This window comes from Actinomadura sp. DC4, from assembly GCF_030406325.1.
GTDB lineage: Bacteria > Actinomycetota > Actinomycetes > Streptosporangiales > Streptosporangiaceae > Actinoallomurus.
The window spans coordinates 366,751-390,835 of record NZ_JAUEQY010000003.1 but is presented as its reverse complement, the minus strand read 5'-3'; the positions used below and the strand labels follow the sequence as shown (position 1 = coordinate 390,835).

Below are 24,085 nucleotides of genomic sequence, written 5' to 3'. Positions count from 1 at the left end.
GCGTATAGTTCGGCCATGAGCGTCCCCCTCACCCTCCTCGGCCTGCTCGAACGAGAGCCGAGCCACGGCTATGACCTCAAACGCGACTACGACGCCTTCTTCGGCCGCGGCAGACCGCTGTCGTTCGGCCAGGTCTACGCCACCCTCGGCCGGCTGGCCAAGGCGGGAAAGGTCGTGGTCGGCGAGTCCGAGGCCGGCGCCGGGCCCGACCGCAAGCGCTACGTCATCACCGACCAGGGGGCGACCGAGTTCGAGACCTGGCTCGCCGAGCCGGTCGAGGCCGAGCCCCACCTGCAGACGGTCCTGTTCGCCAAGGTCGTGCTCGCGCTGATGCTGGACCGCGACGCCGGGCACTATCTCGACGCGCAGCGCGCCGCCCACCTCCAGCGCATGCGCGAGCTGACCGAGACGAAACGCAGCGGCGGCCTGGTCGACGCGCTCCTCGCCGACCACGGCCTGTTCCACCTGGAGTCCGACCTGCGGTGGATCGACCTGACGGCCGCCCGTCTCGACGCCCTCGCCGAGGTCGTGCGGTCATGAGCGCCCTCATCGAGGCCGACGACGTCGTCCTGTCCTTCGGCCGGACCCCCGCACTCCAGGGCGCGAGCCTGTCGGTGGCCGCCGGGGAGATCCTGGCGATCATGGGCCCCAGTGGCTCGGGAAAGACCACGCTGCTGCACTGCCTGGCCGGCATCCTCACGCCCGACGCGGGCGAGATCCGTTTCGAGGGGCGCCGCCTCGACACCCTCGGCGAGGCCGACCGCAGCGCGCTGCGCCGCGACCGGTTCGGGTTCGTCTTCCAGTTCGGTCAGCTCGTCCCCGAGCTCACCGCCGAGGAGAACATCGCACTGCCCCTGCTGCTCGGCGGCACCCGGCGGGCGGCGGCGCTGAAAGAGGCGGGCACCTGGTTCGAGCGGCTCGACCTGGAAGGGCTGGAAAAGCGCCGGTCCGGCGAGCTGTCCGGCGGGCAGGCCCAGCGGGTCGCGCTCGCGCGCGGCCTGGTCGCCCGCCCCGAGATCCTCTTCGCGGACGAACCCACCGGCTCGCTCGACTCCCTCACCGGCGAGCACGTCATGGACCTGCTGGTCGACGCCGCCCGCGAGCAGGGCACGACCGTCATCGTCGTCACCCACGAGCCCCGCGTGGCCGCGTACGCCGACCGCGAGGTCATCGTCCGCGACGGCAAGGCCAGCTCGTTCTCACCCGTACGGACGACTCCGTGATCGGCTTCGGGCTCCGCCTCACCCTGCGCGGCGGGCGGGAGGCGGCCGTACGCCTGGTCGTCACCGCCGCCGCCGTGGCGCTGGGCGTCGGCCTGCTCCTCGTCACCCTCGCGGGCATGAACGCGGTCAACGCGCAGAACGCCCGGTACGCCTGGCTCAACTCGGGCATCGCCCACTCCGACGCCGCGCCCTCGCCGGACCCGCTCTGGGGCACGCTCGACTTCGACCACTACCGCGGGAGGACCATCACGCGGGTCGACGTCGCCGCCACCGGCCCCCGCTCACCGATACCACCCGGCATCCCACGCCTGCCCGGCCCAGGTGAGTACTACGCGTCGCCCGCGCTGAGCGCACTCCTGCGCACGGCCCCGGCCGCCGAGCTCGGCGCCCGCTATCCCGGTGGCCGGATCGGCACGATCGGCCCGGCCGCCCTCCCCGCGCCCGACTCCCTGATCGTCGTCGTCGGCCACACCGCCGCGGAGCTTTCGCGTACGCCCGGCGCGGTCCGGGTGACCGCCATCGCGACCGCGTCGCCGGACCACTGTTCGGAGTGCCGGGTCGGCACCAACGCGAACGGCATCGACCTCATCCTGTCCGTCACGTCGGCGGCGCTGCTCTTCCCCGTCCTCATCTTCATCGGCACGGCGACCCGCCTCGCCGCCGCGCGCCGTGAGCAGCGCTTCGCCGCGATGCGCCTGATCGGCGCGACGCCCCGGCAGGTATCGGTGGTCTCGGCGGTCGAGTCGACGGTTGCGGCCGTCGTGGGCACGGCCGTCGGATTCGCACTGTTCTTCCTGTTCCGCACCCCGCTCGCGGCGCTGCCCTTCACGGGCGAGCCGTTCTTCCCGGGCGACATGTCGCTCGGGGTGGCGGACGTCCTCGCGGTCGCGCTCGGGGTCCCGCTCGCGGCGGTGGTCGCGGCGCGCGTCGCACTGCGGCGCGTACGGATCTCCCCGCTGGGCGTGAGCCGGCGCGTCACCGCGCGCCCGCCGCGTGCGTACCGGCTGATCCCGCTGGTCGCGGGCGTCGCCGAGCTGACCTACTTCGTCGGCCGGCGCCCCACCACGACGAGCGGCCAGACCGAGGCGTACCTCACCGGGATCCTCCTGATGATGGCGGGCCTGATCATCGCCGGCCCGTGGCTCACCATGACCGGTTCCCGCGTCCTGGCCCGGCGCGCCGGCCGCCCCGCGACCCTCATCGCCGCGCGACGGCTCTCGGACGATCCGCGCGCCGCCTTCCGCGCCATCAGCGGGCTCGTCCTCGCCCTCTTCGTGACCAGCACGGCCGTCGGCGTGATCACGACCTTCGTCGCCGAACGCAGCGAGCCGACCGGTGACGCGACGGCGCGATCGACGCTGGTGTCGGACTTCTCCGACGGCTGGACGAAGGTCATGGGCGTACCGAGGGCGCACGTGGCGCCGGTGCCGGACGCGGTCCTGGCCTCCCTGCGCTCGATGCGGGGCGTCTCCGGCGTGACCCTGGTCCACACGAACCCGCTGGGCACGACACTCCGGCTCGGCGGCCCCGAGCCGGTCGTGGCCGGGCTGGTGTCGTGCGACGAGCTGGCCACCGTACCGGGCTTCGGCCACTGCGCCGCCGGGGCGCACGCGGCGTCGGTCTCACCGCTCCTCGCGTACGACCGGCGGTCCGACGTCATACCGCCGGCCTGGCCCGCGGCCCCCATCTCGGCCGCACGTCTGAGGGGCCTGCCGGTCCAGATGATCATGGTGCGTACGGACGGGTCGCGGCAGGCCGTCGAGCAGGTCAGAACCGCCCTGACGACCACCTTCCCGGGCCGGGACTCACCGGCCACCCTCGCGGAGAGCCAAGCGGACGCCGAGGCCGCCAAGCTGCTGAACGGCTACAAGAAGCTGGCCGACGTCGTGATCCTGGTGAGCCTGTGCATCGCGGGCTGCAGCCTGGCGGTGAGCGTGGTCGCGGGGCTGAACGACCGAAAGCGCCCGTTCAGCCTGCTCCGCCTGACCGGCGTGTCACTGGGCACCCTCCGACGCGTGGTGGCACTGGAGACCACGGTGCCACTGCTGGCGGTCGCGGTGGTCGCGATCGGCAGCGGATTCCTGGCCGCGCACCTGTTCCTCGAATCCCAGCTGGACTACTCGCTCCGGGCGCCGGGAGCCGCGTACTACGTCACGACCCTGCTCGGGATCGCCGCCTCCCTGGGAGTCATCGCCTGCACACTCCCGCTGCTGAGACGGATCACCGGCCCCGAGACCGCGAGGAACGAGTGAGGAAAACCGTTCGACACGGGGCCGCCGGAGCACGTTGAGTCGTCTCATGACGTTGAGGATCCAGTGCCTGGACATCGACTGCCGCGAGCCGGGGACCGTCGCGGACTTCTGGGAGGCGGCCCTGGGCTGGCGCCGTACGCACGAGGCCGCCGACCAGATCGTCCTCGAACCCCCGGAGGGCAGCCCGGAGGACGGCGTGTCCCCGGACCTGCTCTTCCTGCGCGTTCCCGACCCGACCCCGGGCAAGAACCGCCTCCACCTGGACCTACGCCCGGACGACCAGGAACGGGAGGTGGAACGCCTGGAGGCACTCGGCGCGAAACGAGCACGGGTCGGCCAACCGGAGACCGTCCGGTGGATCGTGATGTCGGACCCGGAGGGCAACGAGTTCTGCGTCCTGCCCCCGCTCAGCCCCGACCAGTGACCGCGAGCCACCACTGATCGACGAGGCCGGCCGACGCCCGGGCGTCAGGGCCCTTTCGCCGGTCGAGGATCGTCAGACTCGACGTTCAAAAGCGTTGCGTAGAACGCCTCGGTGAGGGTCTCGTTGACGCGTCGGGAAAGCCGCTCGGCGCGGGCTCGTCCGCGCGGGAGATTCTTTCGAGAGTGGATGTCGTCGGAGACGAACGTGCGTAGCGCGACCAGGAGCGGGTTCGGGTCTCCCTCCTCGACCCACCCGAGAGCGTCGGCCCACTCACCGACGTCGAACGACGGCATGTGCCGGTGGCAGCGCTCGCAGAGCAGCACGTAGTTACCCGGCTCGTTCGCCGCCTCGACCTCGCCGATGTCGCGTAGCGCCCGCCAGTCGATCAGATGCGCGCGTTCAAGCCACCCACCCGCGTTGTTCCAACCACGCCACCCCCGCCCGTCGGCGACGGGAGCGAGCCATCCACAACGAAAACAGAACGGCTCATCAGTGCCGATCTCCCCGAATAGGAAGCCGGGCGCGCCGTCGTCGTCGCGACAATTCTCATACCACCAGCGCGCGATTCTCGCCGCCGACGGTGGCGTTGGTCTGTCGACGACCGGTGCACGTTCGGCCGCCGGGTCGAACGGGATCTGTGCCGCGGCCGGGACCGTACGAAAACGTTTCTCACGCTTTCCGCAGTCGGTCGACCTCGGTACGTCAGTGGCGCTCATGCCATCGAATCATTCCGAAGCGCGATTCCGGCCGAGGGAAGAACCGAGGGTTTCTGCCCTTGTTCAGTTCAGTGCCGGATGACGCCGCGGAGCACCGCGCCCTCGGTAGACAGGTAGTTGTTCCGGTAGTCGAAGCGCGGGCTGTCGGCGAACATCAGGTACCAGTACTTCATCTGTTCCGCCCACCAGTACCCCGACGTCAGGTCGCCGACCTTCGCCGGAGAGGTCGTCACGTCCGTGACGATCGTCCAGCCGTTCGGGACCCGCGACGCGCGCTTCTGCCGCACGTAGTAGTCGTACGCGCGTTCGCGGTAGAGCTCCTTACCCGTCAGCAGCCACAGGTTGAACGCCGCGTCCACGTACTCCGGGCGGAGCTGGTTGCCCGGGTCCGTCGCCGTACCGGTGCCGTAGTCATAGCCCTCCGGCAGCAGCGCGTACGTGTCCAGCACCGACGCCCATGACGAGTGGTACGCCTCGCCCTCGCGCAGGTGGCCGCCCTGGCCCAGCAGGCCGGCGTAGAAACTGGTGAGCTCCGAGGTCTCGCGGCTGACCAGGTCGCCCGTCGCCATGTCCGCGCGGTGGAACCACAGTCTCCCGCCGTACCGCTCCTCCTCGCGCCGCAGCACGGCCGCCGTCAGCGTGTCGTACCAGTGCTTGATCTCGCGGTCGTGGAACAGGTCCCAGCCGTCCCACAGGTACTCGAAGAACGAGTCCACCGGCGGGTCCACGCGGGCGCTGGTGTCCGTCCACTCCCCGGTCTCGATATTGATCTCCGTACCGACCAGGTCCAGCGGCGAGCGGCGGTCGAACACGGCGCGCTGGGCCTTCTTCGCGGCGTCGAAGTACCTCGGGTCGTGCACCAGCCGCGACAGCGTGCCGAACTCCGCGATGATCGTGCCGATCTCGGCGAGCACGTTGACGTTCCCGGTGATCTCGCCCGTGGACGGGTTGACCCGGCGGTACGGCATGCCGGTGGGGGAGTGGGTGAAGCACGGCAGCAGGATGTCGGCGATCTCGCGGGCGTTCGACAGGAGGGCGCGCTCACCGGTGCACAGGTAGCCCGACAGCAGCCCGCCGACCATCCGGATGTTGGTCTCGAACACCTGGACGTCGGCGTTGACCTCGCCGAACGCGAGATTGTCCCGTACCCATCGCACGCCCTCGGCGAGCTCGTCGTCCAGGCCCATGAAGTACAGCGTGCCCAGCGCCTCGACGATGCTCAGCCCCACCGGATGCGCGTCGTCGAAGAACTCGCTGTGCCCGCCGCTCACCGGCAGCAGGTGATCGTGACCCCACGCGAAGCGCTTGTACGACCGCCAGGCGTGCCGCACCTCGGCGCGTACGTCGTCGGCGGCCCGGTGCCAGCGACGGTCGGCGGCACCGGCCGTACCTGCGGAAAGACCGGTCACGGCGAGCCCGCCGGCGGCGGTCAGCGTGCCGAGGAAGGCTCTGCGGGAGAAGGGGGCCATCGTTCACCGCCGTGTTGTCGGGACATTTGACAACGTTGTCGTACCACTCGTAAGGATCGTTGGCGATGAGGCTGACCGATCCCGGCCGCCTCCGCCGCCCGCGGGGCGACGTTGCGGGTGAAGACGTACCGGTCGGCCGTGTCGGTGCCGCGCTGGTTGACCGAACTACGCGGCGATCACAACTGATCCTGGCCGACGGCCGATTCCCGCGCGAGCGGCGCGGGCCGGATCGGGCCGCCGGCGAGCAGCGTCAGCAGCGCGACCGCGCCGCCCGCCCCCGCCACGGCGAACGCCCCGCGCGCGCCCGCGGCGTCGCCCGCCAGCCCGGCCAGCGCCGCGCCGAACGCGCTGCCGACCCCGAACGCCGTCACCAGCCAGGCGAACGCCTCCGTCACCGTGCCGCGCGGCGCGAGCCCGTCCACGAGCGTGAACGTGCAGGCCAGCACGGGGGCGAGGAAGACGCCGCTGAGCAGGGCCAGCAGCACCATCACCGGGAACGCCGGCGCCCACATGAGCGGCAGGTACCCCGCGGCCAGGCCCGCCATCAGCAGGGCCAGCCGCCGGTACGGCGGGCCCGTCCGCGGCCGCCGCCCGTACGCCACGCCGCCGACGAACGCGCCCAGCGCGTTGAGCGCGAGCATGCTGCCGGAGGCGTAGGAGAGATGGCGCTCGTCGGCGTACGTGACGACGGCGACGCTGATCACGCCGAGGGCGACGCCGACGAAGGTCAGCGCGGCGATCAGCACGCGGATGCCGGGGGAGCGCAGCGGCCCGGCCCAGTGCCCGCCGGCGCGTTCGCCCTGCCAGGCGCGCGAGGGCCGCGACGAGGTGACCACGAGCGTGCCGGCCACGCCGAGCAGTCCGGTGAGCAGCAGCGCGACCTCCTTGGAGATGGTGGCGGCGGCGATCACGAGGAGCGGCCCGCAGGTGAACAGGAGTTCCTGGGCGGCGGCGTCCAGCGCGTACGCGGCCTGCACCTCGGCGGGCCCGGCCAGGACCGACGGCCACAGTGCCCGTAGCCCCGCCTCCAGCGGCGGGGTCGCGAATCCGGCCAGCAGTACGCCGGCCACCGCCACCGGCAGCGGGTGCAGCCCGAACGCCGCGAGCGTCGCGAACCCGGCGGCCGCCGCGACCGCCCCGGACGCGAGGATGCGCGGCTGGCCGAACCGGTCCATCGCCCGCCCGAGTACGGGCTGGCCCGCCGCCATCGCCAGCCCGTACAGGGCCGACAGGACACCGGCGAGCGTGTAGCCCCCGCCGTGCGCGCGGACGAACAGGACGATGGCGAGGGCGCTCATCCCGTTCGGCAGCCGGCCGAGCAGCGTGCCGCCGAGCAGGCGGGCGGCGTACGGCTTGCGGAGGAAGTCGAGATAGGCGCGCATCGGGTCCCGTCATACGTATTACGGCGTTGTCCGTCATACGTATCACTAAAGGGGGGTGAGGCTCTACCCTTGTCGCGTGTCCAAGAGACCGACCAGCCGTGACGTGGCGCGAGTCGCCGGGGTGTCCCAGTCGACCGTGTCCCTCGTGCTGGCCGGCAAGTCCGAGGGCCGGGTCAAGCCGGAGACGGGCCGGGCCGTACGCGAGGCGGCGCGCCGTCTCGGCTACCGGCCCAACCTCGCCGCCCGCAACCTGCGCCTGGGCCGCACCCGTACGGTGCTGCTCGTCGTGCCCACCCTGGCCAGCCCGTTCTTCGGCGCCGTGTACACCGGCGCCGCGCGCGTCGCGGGGGAGCGCGGTTTCGGCGTCATCGTCCACCCCTGGAACGACGACGCGGTCCCCGCCCGCAGCCCGATCGACATCGAGGCCATCGACGGCGTGCTCGCCTCCTCGATCGGCGGCGGCATGACGGGCCTGGGCGACCTGCCGCTGGTCGTGATGGACAACGACCCGGCGGGTCAGGCGCCGTCGGTCAACTTCGACGTGGCCGGCGGAATGCGGTCGATCATGGGCCATCTGCACGGCCTCGGCCACCGCCGCATCGGCCATCTGGCCGCCGCGGTCGACGCGTGGACGTTCCGCGTACGCGGCGAGGCGCTGGGCCCGGTCGAGTGCCGCGCGACGACCGCGATCGACGTGGCCGCCGCCCGAGCCGCGGCCCTGACCGTACTCGACCGCCCGGACCGCCCCTCGGCCCTGGTCTGCGACGACGACCTGATCGCGGCGGGCGCGTACAAGGCCGCCCGCCACCTGGGTCTGGACGTCCCGGGCGATTTGTCGGTGACGGGCTTCGACGACATCTTGGTCGCGACCGCCCTGGAGCCGGAACTCACGACGATCCGCCTGCCCGCCGAAGAACTCGGCGCCCGAGCCATGACCGCCCTGCTGGAACGCCTGGACGGCGGAATCCCGGGGGACGTGTCCCTGCCGGGCGAACTGGTCGTCCGCGGCTCGACGGCCCGGCGCGGCTGAATCTGTCGAAAGTCTTACCGCTCGCCCGCCTTCGGCCGGTTTCCGCAGCGGCGGGAGTAGCGTCGAGGCTTCCTTCGGATACGGAGCGGCACCATGGTGATTCGCGGCCTCATCGGCATCGTCCTGTGCGCGTTGGGCGGCATCTGGATCGCCCAGGGCGAGGGAGCGATGAAGGGCTCCTCGATGTCGGGCCACGGCCAGTACGCGGTACTGGGCGCCGTCGCGGTCATCATCGGCCTGGCCTTCCTGGTGTGGTCCTGGCGCGTCCACACCCGCCGCCGCTCCTCCACCTGACCGGCGCCCGCACGGACCTCGCTGTTCACCGGCGGTTGGCGGCAGGGCAGACTGCGGCTTATGAGTTACGAGGCCGCCGATGACAGGTATGACCAGATTTCCTACCGCCGCACCGGGCGGAGCGGGCTCAAGTTGCCCGCCATCTCCCTTGGGCTGTGGCACAACTTCGGGGACGACAAGCCGCTCGAGACGCAGCGTGCGATCCTCCGGCGTGCGTTCGACCTCGGGATCACTCACTTCGATCTCGCCAACAACTACGGGCCGCCCTACGGCTCCGCCGAGGCCAACTTCGGGCAGATCTTCGCGCAGGACTTCCGTCCGTACCGGGATCAGCTGATCCTGTCCACCAAGGCCGGGTACGACATGTGGCCCGGCCCGTACGGCGAGTGGGGTTCGCGCAAGTATCTCCTCGCCAGTCTCGACCAGTCGCTCGCCCGCATGGACGTCGACTACGTCGACGTCTTCTACAGCCACCGCCACGACCCCGAGACGCCGCTCGAGGAGACGATGGGCGCGCTGGACCAGGCGGTCCGTTCCGGCAAGGCGCTGTACGCCGGCATCTCCTCCTACTCCCCGGAGCGCACCGCCGAGGCCGCCGCCATCTTGCGCGGGATGGGCACGCCGCTGCTGATCCACCAGCCTTCGTACTCCATGCTCAACCGCTGGATCGAGGGCGGTCTGCTCGACACGCTGGAGCAGGTGGGCGCGGGCTGCATCGCGTTCTCGCCGCTGGCCCAGGGCATGCTGACCGACAAGTACCTCAACGGGGTCCCCGACGGTTCGCGGGCCAGCCAGGGCAAGTCCCTGTCCACCGACCTGCTCACCGACGAGACCCTTGCCCATGTACGGACGCTGAACGAGATCGCGAAGAAGCGCGGGCAGTCGCTCGCCCAGATGGCGCTCGCCTGGACGCTGCGCGACCCACGCGTCACCTCGGCGCTGATCGGCGCCAGCAGCGTCGCCCAGCTCGAGGACAGCCTCGGCGCCCTGGACAACCTCGACTTCGCCGAGGACGAGCTGGCCGCCATCGACGCGGACGCCGTCGAGGCCGGCATCAACATCTGGGCCGCCTCCAGCCGCCACTGAGAAGATCCCCGGGTCGCCCCCGAAGAGAGGGCGACCCGGGGTTCACCGCGGCGCGTTCCGCGCGACGACGTCCCGGTCCACCGCCCCGTACACGAACTCCTTGGTCGAGCCGATGAAGTCGTGCGGGAACCCGAGCTCGATCGCGCTCGCCTCGTCCAGCCGCCGCAGCGCCTCCTCCGGCAGCCGTACGTCGAGCGCCGCGAGGTTGGCGGCCAGTTGCTCCGGACGGCTCGCGCCGAGGATGGGGTGCACCCACGGCCGGTGCGCCATCGTCCAGGCGATCGCGACCTGGGCGGACTCCATGCCGAGCTCGTCGGCGACGGCGTCGACCGTACGCGCGATCCCCAGGTCGCGTTCGGAGATCTCGGCGCGCTTCACCCGTGAGGACTCCACCGGTGCCGAGCGGGTGAACTTGCCCGACAGCCGCCCGCCGGCCAGCGGCGACCACGCGGCGACGGACAGCTCCAGGGCGTCCGCCATCGGCAGCAGGTCGCGTTCGATGTCGCGCTGCGCAAGGCTGTACGGCACCTGTAGCCCGGTGAACGGCGTCAGGCCGCGCGCCTCGGCCAGCGCGTTCGCCCGCGAGACCACCCAGGCCGGGGCGTCGGAGACCCCGACGTAGAGCACCTTTCCCGCGCGTACGGCGTCGTCCAGGGCGCGCATCGTCTCCTCGACGGGCGTGTGCGCGTCCCAGATGTGCACCCACAGGATGTCGACGTAGTCCGTGCGGAGCCGCCGGAGGCTCTGTTCGAGGGAACGCGTGAGGTTCCTGCGGTGGTTGCCCGCCGCGTTCGGGTTCGCGGCGTCGCGCGTCAGCGTGTACTTGGTGGCCAGCACGAACTGGTCGCGGTCCGCGCCCAGCAGCTCGCCGACGATCCGCTCGCTCGCGCCCTCGGTGTAGTTGCTGGCCGTGTCGATCACATTGCCGCCGGCCTCCGCGTACGCGGTGAGCATCTTGCGGCAGTCCTCCGCCGAGGCGCCCCAGCCCCAGTCGCTTCCGAAGGTCATCGTGCCGAGGAACGCCTCGGAGACCCGCAGGCCGCTACGGCCGAAGATTCGATATCTCATGAGCGCGACCATACGTGCCGTCTAGACACTCTGTCTAGACAGCGTATCGATAGGCTGAGCCGCATGGTGAAAGGCGAGAACCCCGGCCCGCGCCGCGCACGGCGTACGGAGACGGCCGGCCGCGACGACCGCGACATCCGTACGGTGATCCTGGACGCCACCCGCCGGCTCCTCGGCGAGCGCCGGTTCGACGAGATCGCGGTGGCCGACATCCTGGCGGCGGCCGAGATCTCGCGCGGCAGCTTCTACTTCTACTTCGAGAGCAAGCACGACGTGCTGGCCGAGCTGGTCCGCCAGGCCGTCGGCCAGGGACACGTCGCGTCCGAGCCGTGGCTGCGCCACGAGAACGAGAGCGAACGGCACGCCACCGTACGCCACGGCATCAGCGTGGGCGCCCGGCTGTGGCGCGAGCAGGCGCCGGTCCTGCGCGCCATCGTGGAGAACTGGCGCACCGACCCGAAGCTCACCGAGCTGTGGCTCCAGCAGATGAACGGTTACACCGACAACACCACCGAGCGCATCGAGCGGGACGGGGTGGACGCGGTCGACCCGCGCGCGCTCGGGACCGCCCTCACCTGGCTCGGCGAACGCCTCTACTACCTCGCCGCCATCGGCGTCCCGCCGTTCGACGACGAGGAGGCACTCGTCGGCGTGCTCACCCACATCTGGATGTCCTCGCTCTACCCTGGGGACGCCGCGCCGTGATCGGCCGGCGGCGAGCGTTTCGCAAAGTTCCGGCCGGCCGAGAGGGAAAGAATGCTTGGGCGTCCGAGCATCTGTCGGGTCCGGACAGGTCGGGGTTCCCCGGCTTGTACCCGCACGCATGCCGCTGCCTGCCGGGGGACTGGCAAAATCAGCTGACGTGATCGAGCGAAGCGCGGGAACCAGACGGCATGTGGTCGCGGGACCGGCCGAGGAGGCCGCGTGACCGAACTCGTGCAACTCCTCAGCCCGGAGGGCGAGCGCCTCGACCACCCCGACTACCCCCTCGAGCTCACCGCCGGGGAGGTCCAGGGGCTGTTCCGCGACATGACGCTCGCGCGGCGGCTCGACACCGAGGCGATGGCGCTGCAGCGGCAGGGGGAGCTCGGGCTGTGGGCGCCGCTGCTCGGCCAGGAGGCCGCGCAGATCGGTGCCGTACGCGCGCTCGAAACCGAGGACTACGTCTTCCCGAGCTACCGCGAGCACGCCATCGCGCTGTGCCGCGGCGTGACGGTGAGCGAGCTGCTGAAGCTCTGGCGCGGCACCGAGCACGGCGGCTGGAACGCCGAGAAGGTGCGCATGGCCTGCTACGCGCTCGTGCTGGGCACGCAGACGCTGCACGCGGTCGGGTACGCCATGGGCGTCCAGCGCGACGGCGCGGCCGAGGCCGTGCTCGCCTGCTTCGGTGACGGCGCGAGCAGCCAGGGCGACGTGAACGAGGCGTTCGTGTGGGCCGGCGCGCAGAACGCCCCCGTCGTCTTCCTCTGCCAGAACAACCAGTGGGCGATCTCCGCGCCGCTGGAGACCCAGACGCGGGTGCCGCTCTACCGGCGCGCGCACGGCTTCGGCTTCCCGGGCGTACGCGTCGACGGCAACGACGTGTTCGCCTGCCTGGCGGTCACGCGCGCCGCGCTCGACCGCGCGCGCGGCGGCGAGGGGCCGACGATGATCGAGGCCCACACCTACCGGATGGGCGCGCACACCAGCTCGGACGACCCGACCCGCTACCGGCCCAGCGCCGAGCTGGAGGCGTGGCGGATGAAGGACCCGATCGAGCGCGTCCACGCGTACCTCACCAAGAACGAGCTCGCCGGCGACGACTTCTTCGAGGCGGTGGACGCCGAGGCCGACGACCTGGGCCGTCAGGTACGCGCCGACTGCCGCGCGCTGCCCGAGCCGGAGCCGCAGGCCATGTTCGAGCACGTGTACGCCGGCCCGCACCACCAGCTCGCGGAGGAGTACGCGGCCCTGGGTTCCTACCTGGACGCCTTCACCGACTGAGACCGGTTCGGCCACCTCGGGTGGACGTGACCCGGGGTGACCTGCCTAGGATGTCCTTTCCTCGACATCCGCGGTGGCCGCCCCCGGCCGAGCACGGCTTGAGCCGCCGCGATCCGGAGGAGGAGGATCGTTGAGCACCTCGAAGACGCGAGACAACCTCGACCTGGCCACGACCGCACGCGAGATGGCGGATCAGGCGCCGGCCGGGTCTTTGGAGAAGGCCGTCGCCGGCTCGGTGGCCGTGACGTGCGCCACCACCCGTACCTTCGAGGAGGCCAGGGACGTTCTCGGCGGCGTGGTGCCGATCGAGGTACGCCGGCCCGCGATCCAGCTTCTCGAACGCCTCGCGGTCGAGTAGCCCGGATCGGGCTCGGGCCTTCGGAAACTTCCGCCACAAAGTAGACTCCCGACCGTGGCCGAGGCGAAGTTCGAGATCCAGATGCTGGCCGACCGCGTCATGGTGCGCCCCGACAAGGAAGGGGAGCGCCGCAGCACCGGCGGCATCGTCATCCCCGCGACGGCGGAGCTGGCGAACCGGCTCGTCTGGGGCGAGGTGTGCGGTACCGGCCATCACGTGCGCTCGGTCAAGGTCGGCGACAAGGTCCTGTTCAAGGACGAGGACCAGTTCGAGGTCGAGGTCCAGGGCGCGATGTACTTCGTCATGCGCGAACGCGACCTGCACGCCGTCGCCAGCGAACGCCCGGAGTACGGCACCGGCCTCTACCTCTGAGTTCGCCTCCGGGTGCGCGTCAGCCCGCGGAGAGCCGCCACAGAAGGGTCGCCTTGTCGTCGCCGCCGCTGAAGAGCGTCCGGCCGTCCGGGCTGAATCCGACCGACTGAACGCGCTCGGTGTGACCGCGGAGGACGGCGGTGTTGGTCTGATCCGCCGTGGTCCACAGCCGGACCGTGTGGTCCGTGCCGGCGGTGGCGAGCCGCTTGCCGTCGGGACTGAACGCCGTCGTGAGGACGCTGCCCGTGTGCCCGGAGAAGGTGGCGACTTCGAGAGCCTCGCCCACGCTCCACAGTCTGGCGGTCTGGTCCCCTGAACCGCTGGCCAGCCGGGTGCCGTCAGGGTTGAAGGCCAGCGAGTAGACGGTGTCGGTATGGCCCGTCATCGGGGTGAAGATGGTTTTCCCGGCCTGGACGTTCCACACGCGGATGTCGAAGTCGGCGCCGGCGCTGCACAAGGTGGTGAGATCCGGGCTGAACGCCACGGCGTACACGCCGGCGGTGTGGCCACGAAGGGGATCGCCGAGCGCGGTCCGGCTCGGGACGTCCCACAACCGTACGGTCTTGTCGTCGCTTCCGGTGGCCAGAATCCGCCCGGACGGGTGGAAGACCACCGAGTTGACGTCCTTGGTGTGACCGGCGAGATCCGAACCGATCTGGGTGCGGGAGGCGGTGTCCCACAACCGGACCATGCCGGCGCCACCGGCCGTGGCGAGTGTCCTGCCGTCCGGGCTGATCGCCACGGCGAAGACGCCGTGCGTGGGGTGGGGAAGGCTTGCCACCTTGGGGCGGTGCGTCAGGTCCCAGAGGTTGGTCGTTCCGTCGGAATGGCCGGTCACCAGGGTCCGGCCGTCCGGGCTGATCGCCAATGAGTAGACCTTGGCGTTGCCGACGAGGCTGGCTTCTCGAAACGGCCCGCGTGGTGGCTGGGGACGAGGGGGTGAGCGGTGGGTCAGCGATCTCCCCAACGGGACGCCGGCGGCGAGTAACGCGCCGCCGAGCCCGCCCGCCAGCACCGCGCGGCGAGGGACCCGGCGCAGGCCCTTGCGAGCGGGCTTCCGGTCGTCCTCGGTCGTGGCCGGCGACGTGGCCCGCTCGACGGAGAGCGGTGAGACGGGCCGCGGAGGGCCGCCGGCGTCCATACCGGTGCCGCGTCGCCGGTCGTGATCGGCCAGCCCGGCGAGCAACTCGGCGGTCGTGGGCCGGTCGGCGGGGTTCTTCGCGAGACAGGCGCCGATCAGGTGGTGCAGGTCGTGCCCGGTGGGAAGACCGCTCAGGTCGGGTGACGCGTTGATGATGCGGTGGACGACGGCCGGGAGCGGCGCGGAGCCGAACGGAGGGTGCCCGCAGGCGGCGAAGGTCAGCACGCTGCCGAGGGAGAACACATCGCTCGGCTTCTCCACGGGCCGGTCGGCGAACTGCTCCGGGGACATGTAGGGAAGCGTCCCGAGCATCACGCCGGTCTGCGTCATCGAGGGCACGTCGAGTGCCCGCACGATGCCGAAGTCGATGATCCGTGGCCCGTCCTCCGACATGATCACGTTGCCGGGCTTGAGGTCACGGTGCACCAGGCCGCACGCGTGGATCGCGGCCAGCCCCTCGGCGAGCCCGGAGCCCAGAACGCGTACCCCGCCGGGCGTGAGCGGCCCGTGGGCCGCGACGGCCTCGGCGAGGGACGGGCCGGGGACATAGGCCGTCACCATCCACGGTGGGTTCGCGGTGGGGTCCGCGTCGACGACCTGTGCGGTGTGGAACCCGCCCACCCGCCGGGCCGCCTCGATCTCACGGACGAACCGGTCGCGGAACCTCGGGTCGTCGAGTCTGTCGGTGCGCATCAGCTTGACCGCGACCCTGCGGCCTCCCGGAGATCGGCCGAGGAAGACCCGCCCCATGCCGCCCGCGCCCAAGCACTCCAGCAGCCGGTAGCCACCGACATGCGTCGGATCTTCTTTACCGAGCGGAACCATGACCCCTGCGCTTCCTCAACAGTGCCATGAACGAGCTTATCCGTCGGAGCCGGACCTGCTGCCTCATAGCGGTATCGCCTCGATGGCGGTACGCAGGCGGTGCAGCGCGGGTTCCAGCTCATTTCGCGGCGGTGTGCCCAGGGCCAGCCGGAGGGCGTGCGGGCGGTGCGGGCCGACCGCGAAGGCGTCGGCGGTGGAGACCAGGATGCCCTCGCCGGCCAGGACCTCGGCCACGTGGTCGGGCCGCTGGTGCGCCCCCAGACCGAGCCACAGCAGGTACGACGCGGGGTGCCCGGTGACGTCCATGCCGGCGAGCGCCTCGCGGGCGATGCGCTGGCGGGCACGGGCATCCTCCCGGCGGGCGCGTTCGAGGCGGACGACCGTGCCGTCGGCCAGCCAGCCGGTGGCCAGCGCGGTGATCAGTGCCGGCGAGCCCCACGCGGCCGCGCGCAGGCCGCGCGTCACCGGGCCGACGTGCTCGCCGGGGACGACCGCGAAGCCGAAGCGCAGGCCCGTCGCCACGTTCTTGGACAGCCCGGCCACGTAGCACGTGCGCTCGGGGGCCAGGGATCGTACCGGCGGGGGCGGAGCGGCCTCCAGGAAGGCGTACGTCCCGTCCTCGACGATCACGCAGCCGGCGCCGCGGGCGATGGCGACGAGGCGGTCCCGCCACCGCCGGTCCAGCACCCAGCCGAGCGGGTTGTGCATGGTCGGCATCGTGTAGATCGCGCGGACCCGTCGCGTACGGCAGAGAAGGTCCAGCGCCTCCAGGTCCGGGCCGTCAGGCGTCACGGGGACCGGGGCGAGCTCCAGCCCGTGCGCCGCGGCGACGAGTTTGACCCCGGGATAGGTGAGCGCGTCCACGGCGAGGACGTCGCCGGGCCGGGTCAGCGCGCCCAGCACCGTGTCCAGGGCCTGCTGGGCGCCGCTCGTCAGCAGCACGTCGTCCGGCGCGGTGTCGATGCCGCGGTCGAGCAGCGCGGTGGCCACGATCGCCCGGTGGTGGCGGTGCCCGCCGGGCGGGTCCTGGCGGAGCAGCGTCTCGGCCTCGCCCGAGGTCGACAGCGCGCGCAGGGCGGCGCGCAGCTCGCCGGCCTGTTCCGGGGCGAGCGGCTGGTTGAACGACAGGTCGGCGACGCGGGGCACCGGCAGCGCGCGCGAGGGTTCGAGCCCGTCGTAGCCGGACCGCGTCCGTACGAACGTGCCGCGGCCCTGCTCGCCCGTGACCAGGCCCATCGCGGCCAGCTCGGCGTAGACGCGGGTGGCCGTGGCCGGCGCGATCCGCCGTTCGCGGGCGAGCCGGCGGTGGGTCGGCAACCGGGTGCCCGCCGGGAGCGCGCCGGAGCGGATGGCCGCGGCGAGCTCGTCGACGAGAAGCTTGTAAGAAGCCATGTACCTAGGACAATAACTGGATTGTCCCAAGCGAGGCCCATAGCTTCGGCGAGTCCACCCTCCGCAGCCCCGGGGAGCCCCGCATGACCGTCCACGCCGACCAGGACGATCTCCTCGTCACGCTCACGATCGACCGGGAGCACAAGCTCAACGCCCTCGACTACCCCACGATCGACGCGCTGCTCGCCGCGCTGGACCGCGCCGAGGCCGACGACTCCGTACGCGCCGTCGTCGTGACGGGCGCCGGCGGCAGGGCGTTCAGCGCGGGCGCCGACATCCCCTCCCTCGCGCGGAGCATCGAGGGCGGTACGGAACGCGCCCTCCGCGACATCGTCCGGCGTGGCCACGCGCTGACGCGCAGGATCGAGGAGTTCCCCAAGCCGGTGATCGTCGCGGTCAACGGCCTCGCGTACGGCGGTGGCTGCGAGATCGTCGAGGCCGCCCCGCTCGCCATCGCCGCCGAGCACGCGGCGTTCGCCAAGCCCGAGATCACCCTCGGCTTCCCGCCGCCCTTCGGCGGCTCACAGCGGCTGCCCCGCCACGTGGGCCGCAAGCGCGCCCTGGAGATGATCCTCACCGGCGACCCGATCCCCGCCGCACGCGCCGCCGAGATCGGCCTGGTCAACGCCGTCGTACCCGCGGGTGAACTGCCCGCCGCCGCCCGCGACCTGGCCGCCCGCATCGTACGGCACGCGCCCACCGCCGTCGCGGCCTGCCTGCGCGCGGTGACCCGGGGCATCAACCTCCCCATCGAGGAGGGCCTCGCCGTCGAGGCCGCCTGGTTCGGCGCGGTCGTCCCCACCGACGGCGTACGCGACGGGCTCCGCCGGTTTCTCGGGCGGCCCTGAGCCCGGGGGACTCAGGGGCGGCCCGGGTCGCGGGCGCTGACGAGGCCGGACTGATAGGCGAAGACCACCAGCTGAGCGCGGTCGCGGGCGCCGAGTTTGACCATCGCGCGACTGACGTGGGTCTTGGCCGTGGCGGGGCTGAGCACCATCGACGCGGCGATCTCGTCGTTGTTGAGCCCGTGCGCGGCCAGGGCCACCACCTCGCGCTCCCGGTTGGTGAGGGCCTCCAGGCCCGCCGTGCCGAGGGCGTCCGGCGGGCGGGCGACGAACTCGGTGATCAGCTGCCGGGTGACCGCGGGGGACAGCAGGGCGTCGCCGCGCATCACCACGTGCAGCGCCTGCAGCAGGTCGGCCGGCTCGGTGTCCTTCAGCAGGAACCCGCTGGCGCCCGCCCGCAGCGCACGGAAGACGTACTCGTCCAGCCCGTAGTTGGTGAGGACGACGACGCGGACCGCGGCGAGCTGCTCGTCGCCGGCGATCTGCCGGGTCGCCTCGATCCCGTCCAGCACGGGCATCTGGATGTCCATCAGGGCGATGTCGGGCCGGTGCTCCCTCGCCAGGTCGACCGCCTGCCGGCCGTTGGCGGCCTCGCCGACCACCTCGATGTCGTCCTCGGACTCCAGGAGCGCCCGGATGCCGTTGCGGATGAGCGCCTGGTCGTCGGCGAGCAGGATCCGGATCACGCGGACGCCCGCGCCGGGAGCTCGGCCCGTACGCGGAAGCCGCCCTGCGCGCGCGGCCCCGCCTCGAGCCGGCCGCCGAGGGTGGCGACCCGCTCTCGCATGCCGATCAGCCCCAGCCCCCGGGCGTTCGCCGGCTCCGTGGCGTCGGGCCGGATGTCGTCGGCCGTGTCCGCGCCGTCGGCGGCGTCGTTGTCGACCTGTACGGTCAGCGCGTCCGGCGCGTACCGGATCCGCACCGACGCGTACGCCGTGCCGGCGTGACGCGAGACGTTGGTGAGCGCCTCCTGAACGATCCGGTAGGCGGCCTGGTCCACGTCGGCCGGCAACGCCCGCTCGGCCCCGGTCACCGTGACGGTCACCGTCAGCCCGGCCGCCTGCGCCCGGGAGACCAGGCCGGCCACCTGGCCGAGGCCGATCGCGCCGTCGATGTCGCCGTTGCGGAGCACGCTGAGAGTGGCGCGCAGCTCACGGGCGGCGTCGGCGCTCGCCTCCGTGATCGCCAGCAGCGCGGGCGCGACCTCCTCGCCGCGCTTGCGGGCCAGGTGGGCGGCCACGCCGGCCTGCACGCGGATCACCGAGATGCTGTGCGTCAGTGAGTCGTGCAGGTCGCGGGCGATGCGCAGCCGCTCCTCCACCGCCCGCCGCAGGGCGACCTCGTCGCGGGTGCGCTCCGCCTCCTCCGCGCGCTGCTCGACCTCGCGCAGATGGAGGTACCACATGCGGAACGCCACCACGGTGACGCCCGCCGAGATGAGCCAGCCGGCGCCGTAGAACCGCCGCAGGCCACGATCCGTACGCATCCCCCGAGCCTACGTGCCGGGCTCCACGCCGTCGTACCCCCCGCGGAGGCATTCGCGACTGCTCCCGCCGGGGTAGTACGGCCCCTCCCGCGGGAGTAGCGGAACGGTCCGCCCGCTCCCCGCCGACCAGGCGGGAAAGACGCCCTGTGCACGACGACGCGGACCCCCGCGCCCCGGCAGCATCCCCGGCATGACACAGACATCACATTCGGAGATCCACGGGGGCCTGTGCGGTGTCGCCGGGCGGCTGCCCGGCGAGGTGCTGGCACCCGGAATGGACGGCTACGCCGAGGCCGCGGCCGCCCTGTTCGCGACGGGCACGCCCGACCTGGTCGTACGCCCGCCCGACGAGGACGGGGTGGCCGCCGCCCTGCGCCACGCCACGTCCGCCGGGATGGCCGTCACGGTACGGTCCGGCGGGCACAGCATGGCCGGGCTCAGCACGCATACCGGCGGCATGGTCATCGACCTGCGGAACCTGTGCGGCGTCGAGGTCCTGGACCTGCCCGGCCGCCGGGTCCGCGTCGGAGCGGGCGCGACCTGGGGCGCGGTGGCCGACGCGCTGGCACCGTACGGGCTGGGCCTGACCGCCGGCGACACCCGCGAGGTCGGCGTCGGCGGGCTCACCCTCGGCGGCGGGATCGGCTGGCTGGTGCGCCGCCACGGGCTGGCCGTCGACAACCTGGCCGCCGCGGAGCTGGTCACCGCCGACGGCGAACGGGTCCGCGCCGACGCCGGGCACCACGGCGACCTGTTCTGGGCGCTGCGCGGAGGCGGCGGCAACTTCGGCGTGGTGACCTCCTTCGAGTTCGTCGCCCAGCCGGTCACCACCGTGCACTTCGGGACGATCGGCTACGAGTGCGCCGACCCGAGGTCGCTCATCGCCCGCTGGCGGGACCTCGTACGGGACGGCGACGAGAATCTGACCACCATCCTCAACCTGATGCCGTCGGCGGTCATGCTGCAGTGCTGCTACGACGGCCCCGACGCCGAGGCCGCTCTGCGCCCGTACCGCGCGCTCGCCCCGGTGACCGCCGACACCGTACGCGCGATGCCGTACGCCGACGTGCTGGAGTCCTGCCCCGCGCTGCCGCCCGGAGCCCGGATGGAGATGCGCAACGCCCTCGTCCCGGCCCTGGACGACGCGACGATCGAGGGCGCCGCGGACCTGCTGGCCGACGGCGCGATGGTCACGCTGCGCAGCCTGGGCGGCGCGGTCGCCCGCGTCGCGCCGGACGCCACCGCGTACGCCCACCGGGACGCAGAGGCGCTGGTCATCGCGGGTGTGATGGTGCCGTCCGGCGCTCCGCAGCGGATCGCCACCGCGCCGCTCGCCCGGTGGTCCGCGATCGCGGACCGGAGCCGCGGCGCGTACGTCAACTTCCTCGGGACCGCGACCGGCGCCGACGTCGCGCGCGTCTACCCGCCGGACACGTACCGGCGGCTGGCCGAGGTCAAGCGGGGTTACGACCCCGGCAACGTGTTCCGCCGCACCCACAACGTCGCCCCCGCGCGCGGCTGAACCCGCCGTCTCAGGAAGAGGAACCTCATGTACGAGAGCCGCGATGCCGCCCGGCCTCCCCGGCAGGGCCTGTCACTGCTGGTCATCGCCACCGCCCAGCTGATGGTGGTGCTCGACTCGACCGTCACGAACGTCGCGCTGCCCCGCATCCAGGACGCGCTGCACTTCTCCGGCGCGAACCTGGCGTGGGTGGTCAACGCCTACGCGCTGGCGTTCGGCGGCCTGCTGTTGCTCGGGGGCCGGGCCGCCGATCTGCTGGGCCGCCGCCGGATGTTCGTCATCGGCCTGCTGGTCTTCTCCGCCGCGTCGCTGGCCGGAGGGTTCGCCACCTCGCAGGCGTGGCTGCTGGCGGCCCGCGCCGTACAGGGCGCCGCCGGCGCGATCGTCGCGCCGGCCGCGCTGTCGCTGATCGTCACGGCCTTCCCGGAAGGCAGGCCGCGCGCCCGCGCCATGGGTGTGTACTCCGCGATGAGCGTGGCGGGCGGCGCGATCGGGCTGGTGGCCGGGGGACTGCTGGTCAACTATGTCTCCTGGCGGTGGGTGCTGTTCGTCAACGTGCCCTTCGGCGTCGCCGCGGCCCTGGCCGCTCCCCTGGTGCTGGCCGGGACGCCACGGCTGGCCGGCCGCCTGGACATCCCGGGCGCGCTGACCGGTACGGCCGGGCTCTCCGCGCTCGTCTACGGCCTTTCCGGCGCGGCGACCGGCCCGGACGGCGTGTCCCACTGGGGCGACGCCAGGGTGGTCGTCTCACTGACGGCCGGCGTCGTACTGCTCGCCGCGTTCGGCCTCATCGAGGCGCGGAGCCCGCACGCCCTGCTGCCCGGCAGGCTGCTGCGCGACCGCGGCCGGCTCGGCGCGAACCTCCTCATGCTCGGCGTGGGCACCGTGCTGTTCGGCGTCTTCTACTTCCTCACCCTGTTCGTCCAGGAGATCTGGGGGTATTCGGCCCTGCGGGCCGGGGTGGCGTTCCTGCCGCTGACCGCAGCGGTGCTGGCCGGTTCGGTGGCCGCCTCCGCGCTGATGCCGCGGATCGGCGCCCGCCCGCTGCTGCTGGCCGGCACCGCCGGCTGCGCAGGCGGCCTGTACTGGCTGTCACTGGTGTCCGAGCACGCCGGCTACGCGGGCGGACTGCTCGGTCCCATCCTGGTCACCAGCGCCGGGCTGGGCCTGCTGTTCGTGCCGCTGCCGCTGGTCGCGCTCTCCGGCGTCGCCGACGCGGACTCCGGGGTGGCCGCCAGCGTGCTCAACGCCGGCCGGCAGATCGGCGGTGCCGTCGGGCTCGCCGCGCTGAGCACCGTCGCCTGGACGGCGGCCGCGGGCTCCGCCCGTGCGGGCCACGCCTACAAGCACACGCTGGTCACCGGCTTCGACCGCGCCTTCGCCGTCGGTGCCGGGATCGCGATGCTCACCCTGATCGGCACGATCTTCATGATCCGGAACCGCCCCACGGGCGCAGGGGAGTCCGCGCCGGACGAGAGCGTCGTGGCGCAGATGGTGGAGGCGGGGTGAGGACACGGGCCGGGTGACCGCCCTGGCGGACGACACGGACGGCCGGGAGGGGAGAACCCTCCCGGCCGTCATCGCGTCACCGTCACCGGCGAGCGCGGAAGCGAGAAGTGGCCTACGGTGAGCAGATCATGACAGCGGATGCGGGTGCCGGGCGTGGGTGAGAGCCGGGCGGACCGAATCTGGGCGTCGATCGCCGGGTACGCCGTCGGCGGCACGGTCTCGGTCGGGTCCCTGTGCGCCGCGTGTGTGCCCGTGCTCGGGGTGGACGGCGCGGCGTTGTGGCTGGCCAGCGACCTGAACCGGCGGCTGCTGATGCACGCGACCGATCCGGTCTCAAAGGTCCTGCACGAGGCCCAGTTCACGCTGGGAGAGGGGCCCTGCGTGCAGGCATGGACGGAGCGGACGATGGTGCTCGCCCCCGATCTCGCCGCCGGCGACGCCGCGATTCTGTGGCCGATGTTCGTACCGGCGGCGGTCACGGCCGGGGCCGGGGCGGTGTTCGCGTTTCCGCTGCAGGTCGGGGCGATCCGGGTGGGTGTGCTCGACCTGTACCGGGTACGGCCGGGACCGCTGGAGGACGCACAGCTGGCCGACGCGCTGACGTTCGCCTCGGCCGCGCTCCACCTCGTCCTCCACCAGTCGCGGGCCGACGCGGACGGGGTCGCGGAGCCGGAGCAGCGATGGCCCCATGGCGGCCTGTCGTCCGGACAGGTGGAGATCTACCAGGCGACCGGAATGGTCGCCGCCCAACTCGACGCCGGGCTGGAGGAGGCACTGCTGCGGCTGCGCGCCTACGCCTTCGCCCACGAGATCAGCATTGGCCGGACCGCTCGTCTGGTCATCGACCGTCGGCTGCGGTTCAGCGGTGAAGACGATGACTGACGGCCCGGAGCGGACGCCTTCGATGTCCGTGAGCGGCGAAGGGGAAAGAGGAGTGACGATGTCAGCCGAAGAGCGATTGTCGCGCGTGTTCGTGGAGCTGGCCGACACCTTGGTGGCCGACTTCGACGTCATCGACTTCCTGCACACGCTCACCGAACGGTGCGCGGAGCTGCTGGAGGTCGACGCCGCCGGAATCCTGCTGACCGACCAGCGGGACCACCTGCAGCTGGTCGCCGCGTCCACCCTGCAGGTCGAACAGCTCGAGCTGTTCCAGCTGCAGAGCGAACGGGGCCCGTGCCTGGACTGCTTCACCACCGGAGAACCGGTCGCATGCCCCGACCTGCGCGCGGCGCCGCAACGGTGGCCGGAGTTCGCCGCGGCGGCCGCCGAGACCGGTTTCGTCGCGGTGCACGCACTGCCGATGAGGCTGCGGGAACGCGTCATCGGCGCACTGAACCTGTTCAGCGCGCGGCCCGACGGGCTGAACCCGGCCACCACGGCCCTGTGCCAGGCCTTCGCCGACGTCGCCACCATCGGCATCCTGGCCGAGCGCTCGACCCGCGAGCAGCAGGTGCTCTCCCAGCAGCTCCAGAGCGCGTTGAACACCCGCATCATCATCGAACAGGCCAAGGGCCTCCTCGCCGAACGCCGGGGCCTGTCGATGGACGAGTCGTTCACCGCCCTCCGCGGCTACGCCCGCAGCCACAACCGCAAGCTCACCGAGGTCGCCCTGGCCCTGATCGAGGGCGACGAGACCGTCGCCGACCTCGCCCACCCGCCACAGCCCTCCTGACCGACTCAGCGGACCTGGTGATCTCCCGGCAGA

The 24,085-nt window shown here is 72.3% G+C and carries 24 protein-coding genes; 16 read left to right on the top strand and 8 right to left on the bottom strand.

Annotated elements, in window-relative coordinates; genetic code table 11:
• Positions 1 to 15: 15 nt before the first annotated feature.
• The 4 genes from QWU11_RS06815 to QWU11_RS06800 are packed head-to-tail and all read left to right on the top strand — an operon-like array spanning position 16 to position 3,899.
• Positions 16 to 540 carry a PadR family transcriptional regulator gene (locus QWU11_RS06815; RefSeq protein ID WP_290104177.1) on the top strand — a complete coding sequence of 175 codons (525 nt, stop codon included), beginning with the start codon at positions 16 to 18 and terminating at the stop codon, positions 538 to 540.
• Positions 537 to 1,223, top strand: coding sequence for an ABC transporter ATP-binding protein (locus tag QWU11_RS06810; RefSeq protein WP_290104176.1), 687 nt, complete (start codon positions 537 to 539; stop codon positions 1,221 to 1,223). The genes QWU11_RS06815 and QWU11_RS06810 overlap by 4 nt, the downstream gene beginning before the upstream one ends.
• On the top strand, positions 1,220 to 3,475 hold the full coding sequence (locus tag QWU11_RS06805) for an FtsX-like permease family protein (RefSeq protein ID WP_290104175.1): 2,256 nt from the start codon (positions 1,220 to 1,222) through the stop codon (positions 3,473 to 3,475). Before QWU11_RS06810 ends, QWU11_RS06805 begins: the two co-directional genes overlap by 4 nt.
• Positions 3,476 to 3,521: 46 nt before the next feature.
• Positions 3,522 to 3,899: a VOC family protein gene (locus tag QWU11_RS06800; RefSeq protein WP_290104174.1), complete on the top strand. Its 378-nt coding sequence runs from the start codon at positions 3,522 to 3,524 to the stop codon at positions 3,897 to 3,899.
• A gap of 44 nt (positions 3,900 to 3,943) precedes the next feature.
• Here QWU11_RS06800 and QWU11_RS06795 read toward each other — a convergent pair whose 3' ends face one another.
• The 3 genes from QWU11_RS06795 to QWU11_RS06785 all read right to left on the bottom strand — a co-directional run bounded on the left by QWU11_RS06795 (position 3,944) and on the right by QWU11_RS06785 (position 7,466).
• Positions 3,944 to 4,615, bottom strand: a complete 672-nt coding sequence (locus QWU11_RS06795; RefSeq protein ID WP_290104173.1) for a hypothetical protein — start codon at positions 4,613 to 4,615, stop codon at positions 3,944 to 3,946.
• A gap of 68 nt (positions 4,616 to 4,683) precedes the next feature.
• Complete coding sequence (locus tag QWU11_RS06790; protein WP_290104172.1) at positions 4,684 to 6,084, bottom strand: glycoside hydrolase family 47 protein; 1,401 nt, start codon at positions 6,082 to 6,084, stop codon at positions 4,684 to 4,686.
• A gap of 176 nt (positions 6,085 to 6,260) precedes the next feature.
• Complete coding sequence (locus QWU11_RS06785) at positions 6,261 to 7,466, bottom strand: MFS transporter (RefSeq protein ID WP_290104171.1); 1,206 nt, start codon at positions 7,464 to 7,466, stop codon at positions 6,261 to 6,263.
• A 76-nt stretch (positions 7,467 to 7,542) separates the two neighbouring features.
• On the opposite strand from QWU11_RS06785, the gene QWU11_RS06780 reads away from it, so the two are divergent.
• The 3 genes from QWU11_RS06780 (at position 7,543) to mgrA (ending at position 9,876) form a co-directional block, all read left to right on the top strand.
• Positions 7,543 to 8,496: a LacI family DNA-binding transcriptional regulator gene (locus tag QWU11_RS06780; RefSeq protein ID WP_290104170.1), complete on the top strand. Its 954-nt coding sequence runs from the start codon at positions 7,543 to 7,545 to the stop codon at positions 8,494 to 8,496.
• A gap of 93 nt (positions 8,497 to 8,589) precedes the next feature.
• Entirely contained in the window at positions 8,590 to 8,790 is a 201-nt protein-coding gene (locus QWU11_RS06775) for a hypothetical protein (RefSeq protein ID WP_290104169.1), read from the top strand.
• A gap of 60 nt (positions 8,791 to 8,850) precedes the next feature.
• Positions 8,851 to 9,876 carry an L-glyceraldehyde 3-phosphate reductase gene (gene mgrA, locus QWU11_RS06770; RefSeq protein ID WP_290104168.1) on the top strand — a complete coding sequence of 342 codons (1,026 nt, stop codon included), beginning with the start codon at positions 8,851 to 8,853 and terminating at the stop codon, positions 9,874 to 9,876.
• 42 nt (positions 9,877 to 9,918) lie between these two features.
• Here the strand turns inward: mgrA and QWU11_RS06765 are convergent, their stop codons facing one another.
• Positions 9,919 to 10,944, bottom strand: a complete 1,026-nt coding sequence (locus QWU11_RS06765) for an aldo/keto reductase (RefSeq protein ID WP_290104167.1) — start codon at positions 10,942 to 10,944, stop codon at positions 9,919 to 9,921.
• A 63-nt stretch (positions 10,945 to 11,007) separates the two neighbouring features.
• Here QWU11_RS06765 and QWU11_RS06760 point away from each other — a divergent pair, with 63 nt between their 5' ends.
• From QWU11_RS06760 to QWU11_RS06745, 4 genes are all read left to right on the top strand, one after another.
• Positions 11,008 to 11,649, top strand: coding sequence for a TetR/AcrR family transcriptional regulator (locus tag QWU11_RS06760; protein WP_290104166.1), 642 nt, complete (start codon positions 11,008 to 11,010; stop codon positions 11,647 to 11,649).
• Between the two features lie 219 nt (positions 11,650 to 11,868).
• Positions 11,869 to 12,927 carry a pyruvate dehydrogenase (acetyl-transferring) E1 component subunit alpha gene (pdhA, locus tag QWU11_RS06755; RefSeq protein WP_290104165.1) on the top strand — a complete coding sequence of 353 codons (1,059 nt, stop codon included), beginning with the start codon at positions 11,869 to 11,871 and terminating at the stop codon, positions 12,925 to 12,927.
• 130 nt (positions 12,928 to 13,057) lie between these two features.
• Positions 13,058 to 13,285: a hypothetical protein gene (locus QWU11_RS06750; protein ID WP_290104164.1), complete on the top strand. Its 228-nt coding sequence runs from the start codon at positions 13,058 to 13,060 to the stop codon at positions 13,283 to 13,285.
• Positions 13,286 to 13,339: 54 nt separating this feature from the next.
• Positions 13,340 to 13,657 (top strand): co-chaperone GroES, encoded by a 318-nt coding sequence (locus QWU11_RS06745; protein WP_290104163.1) that lies wholly within the window; start codon positions 13,340 to 13,342, stop codon positions 13,655 to 13,657.
• A 19-nt stretch (positions 13,658 to 13,676) separates the two neighbouring features.
• On the opposite strand, the gene QWU11_RS06740 is transcribed toward QWU11_RS06745, so the two are convergent.
• Together QWU11_RS06740 and QWU11_RS06735 are read right to left on the bottom strand one after the other, a co-directional pair.
• Positions 13,677 to 15,623: a serine/threonine-protein kinase gene (locus tag QWU11_RS06740; protein ID WP_290104162.1), complete on the bottom strand. Its 1,947-nt coding sequence runs from the start codon at positions 15,621 to 15,623 to the stop codon at positions 13,677 to 13,679.
• 63 nt (positions 15,624 to 15,686) lie between these two features.
• A complete protein-coding gene (locus tag QWU11_RS06735) occupies positions 15,687 to 17,015 on the bottom strand; it encodes a PLP-dependent aminotransferase family protein (protein ID WP_290104161.1) in 1,329 nt (442 codons plus the stop codon).
• 83 nt (positions 17,016 to 17,098) lie between these two features.
• On the opposite strand from QWU11_RS06735, the gene QWU11_RS06730 reads away from it, so the two are divergent.
• Positions 17,099 to 17,863 carry an enoyl-CoA hydratase-related protein gene (locus tag QWU11_RS06730; protein ID WP_290104160.1) on the top strand — a complete coding sequence of 255 codons (765 nt, stop codon included), beginning with the start codon at positions 17,099 to 17,101 and terminating at the stop codon, positions 17,861 to 17,863.
• Between the two features lie 11 nt (positions 17,864 to 17,874).
• On the opposite strand, the gene QWU11_RS06725 is transcribed toward QWU11_RS06730, so the two are convergent.
• Together QWU11_RS06725 and QWU11_RS06720 are read right to left on the bottom strand one after the other, a co-directional pair.
• The gene (locus tag QWU11_RS06725) at positions 17,875 to 18,546 is read right to left on the bottom strand and encodes a response regulator transcription factor (RefSeq protein ID WP_290104159.1); all 672 of its coding nucleotides are present in this window, start codon (positions 18,544 to 18,546) and stop codon (positions 17,875 to 17,877) included.
• Positions 18,543 to 19,346: a histidine kinase gene (locus QWU11_RS06720; RefSeq protein ID WP_290104158.1), complete on the bottom strand. Its 804-nt coding sequence runs from the start codon at positions 19,344 to 19,346 to the stop codon at positions 18,543 to 18,545. The genes QWU11_RS06725 and QWU11_RS06720 overlap by 4 nt, the downstream gene beginning before the upstream one ends.
• 190 nt (positions 19,347 to 19,536) lie before the next feature.
• On the opposite strand from QWU11_RS06720, the gene QWU11_RS06715 reads away from it, so the two are divergent.
• The 4 genes from QWU11_RS06715 (at position 19,537) to QWU11_RS06700 (ending at position 24,052) form a co-directional block, all read left to right on the top strand.
• On the top strand, positions 19,537 to 20,868 hold the full coding sequence (locus QWU11_RS06715) for an FAD-binding oxidoreductase (RefSeq protein ID WP_290104157.1): 1,332 nt from the start codon (positions 19,537 to 19,539) through the stop codon (positions 20,866 to 20,868).
• Positions 20,869 to 20,895: 27 nt separating this feature from the next.
• Positions 20,896 to 22,377: an MFS transporter gene (locus QWU11_RS06710; protein ID WP_290104156.1), complete on the top strand. Its 1,482-nt coding sequence runs from the start codon at positions 20,896 to 20,898 to the stop codon at positions 22,375 to 22,377.
• Between the two features lie 153 nt (positions 22,378 to 22,530).
• Positions 22,531 to 23,259: a GAF domain-containing protein gene (locus QWU11_RS06705; RefSeq protein WP_290104155.1), complete on the top strand. Its 729-nt coding sequence runs from the start codon at positions 22,531 to 22,533 to the stop codon at positions 23,257 to 23,259.
• Positions 23,260 to 23,317: 58 nt separating this feature from the next.
• Entirely contained in the window at positions 23,318 to 24,052 is a 735-nt protein-coding gene (locus QWU11_RS06700) for a GAF and ANTAR domain-containing protein (RefSeq protein ID WP_290104154.1), read from the top strand.
• Positions 24,053 to 24,085 lie beyond the last annotated feature (33 nt).

Excerpts from the sequence above, each read along its gene's own strand:
- QWU11_RS06815 (WP_290104177.1), top strand. The coding sequence starts at position 16 with ATGAGCGTCCCCCTCACCCTCCTCGGCCTGCTCGAACGAGAGCCGAGC.
- QWU11_RS06810 (WP_290104176.1), top strand. The coding sequence starts at position 537 with ATGAGCGCCCTCATCGAGGCCGACGACGTCGTCCTGTCCTTCGGCCGG.
- QWU11_RS06800 (WP_290104174.1), top strand. The coding sequence starts at position 3,522 with ATGACGTTGAGGATCCAGTGCCTGGACATCGACTGCCGCGAGCCGGGG.
- QWU11_RS06795 (WP_290104173.1), bottom strand. The coding sequence starts at position 4,615 with ATGAGCGCCACTGACGTACCGAGGTCGACCGACTGCGGAAAGCGTGAG.
- QWU11_RS06790 (WP_290104172.1), bottom strand. The coding sequence starts at position 6,084 with ATGGCCCCCTTCTCCCGCAGAGCCTTCCTCGGCACGCTGACCGCCGCC.
- QWU11_RS06785 (WP_290104171.1), bottom strand. The coding sequence starts at position 7,466 with ATGCGCGCCTATCTCGACTTCCTCCGCAAGCCGTACGCCGCCCGCCTG.
- QWU11_RS06775 (WP_290104169.1), top strand. The coding sequence starts at position 8,590 with ATGGTGATTCGCGGCCTCATCGGCATCGTCCTGTGCGCGTTGGGCGGC.
- mgrA (WP_290104168.1), top strand. The coding sequence starts at position 8,851 with ATGAGTTACGAGGCCGCCGATGACAGGTATGACCAGATTTCCTACCGC.
- QWU11_RS06765 (WP_290104167.1), bottom strand. The coding sequence starts at position 10,944 with ATGAGATATCGAATCTTCGGCCGTAGCGGCCTGCGGGTCTCCGAGGCG.
- QWU11_RS06760 (WP_290104166.1), top strand. The coding sequence starts at position 11,008 with ATGGTGAAAGGCGAGAACCCCGGCCCGCGCCGCGCACGGCGTACGGAG.
- QWU11_RS06740 (WP_290104162.1), bottom strand. The coding sequence starts at position 15,623 with ATGGTTCCGCTCGGTAAAGAAGATCCGACGCATGTCGGTGGCTACCGG.
- QWU11_RS06735 (WP_290104161.1), bottom strand. The coding sequence starts at position 17,015 with ATGGCTTCTTACAAGCTTCTCGTCGACGAGCTCGCCGCGGCCATCCGC.
- QWU11_RS06730 (WP_290104160.1), top strand. The coding sequence starts at position 17,099 with ATGACCGTCCACGCCGACCAGGACGATCTCCTCGTCACGCTCACGATC.
- QWU11_RS06720 (WP_290104158.1), bottom strand. The coding sequence starts at position 19,346 with ATGCGTACGGATCGTGGCCTGCGGCGGTTCTACGGCGCCGGCTGGCTC.
- QWU11_RS06715 (WP_290104157.1), top strand. The coding sequence starts at position 19,537 with ATGACACAGACATCACATTCGGAGATCCACGGGGGCCTGTGCGGTGTC.
- QWU11_RS06710 (WP_290104156.1), top strand. The coding sequence starts at position 20,896 with ATGTACGAGAGCCGCGATGCCGCCCGGCCTCCCCGGCAGGGCCTGTCA.
- QWU11_RS06700 (WP_290104154.1), top strand. The coding sequence starts at position 23,318 with ATGTCAGCCGAAGAGCGATTGTCGCGCGTGTTCGTGGAGCTGGCCGAC.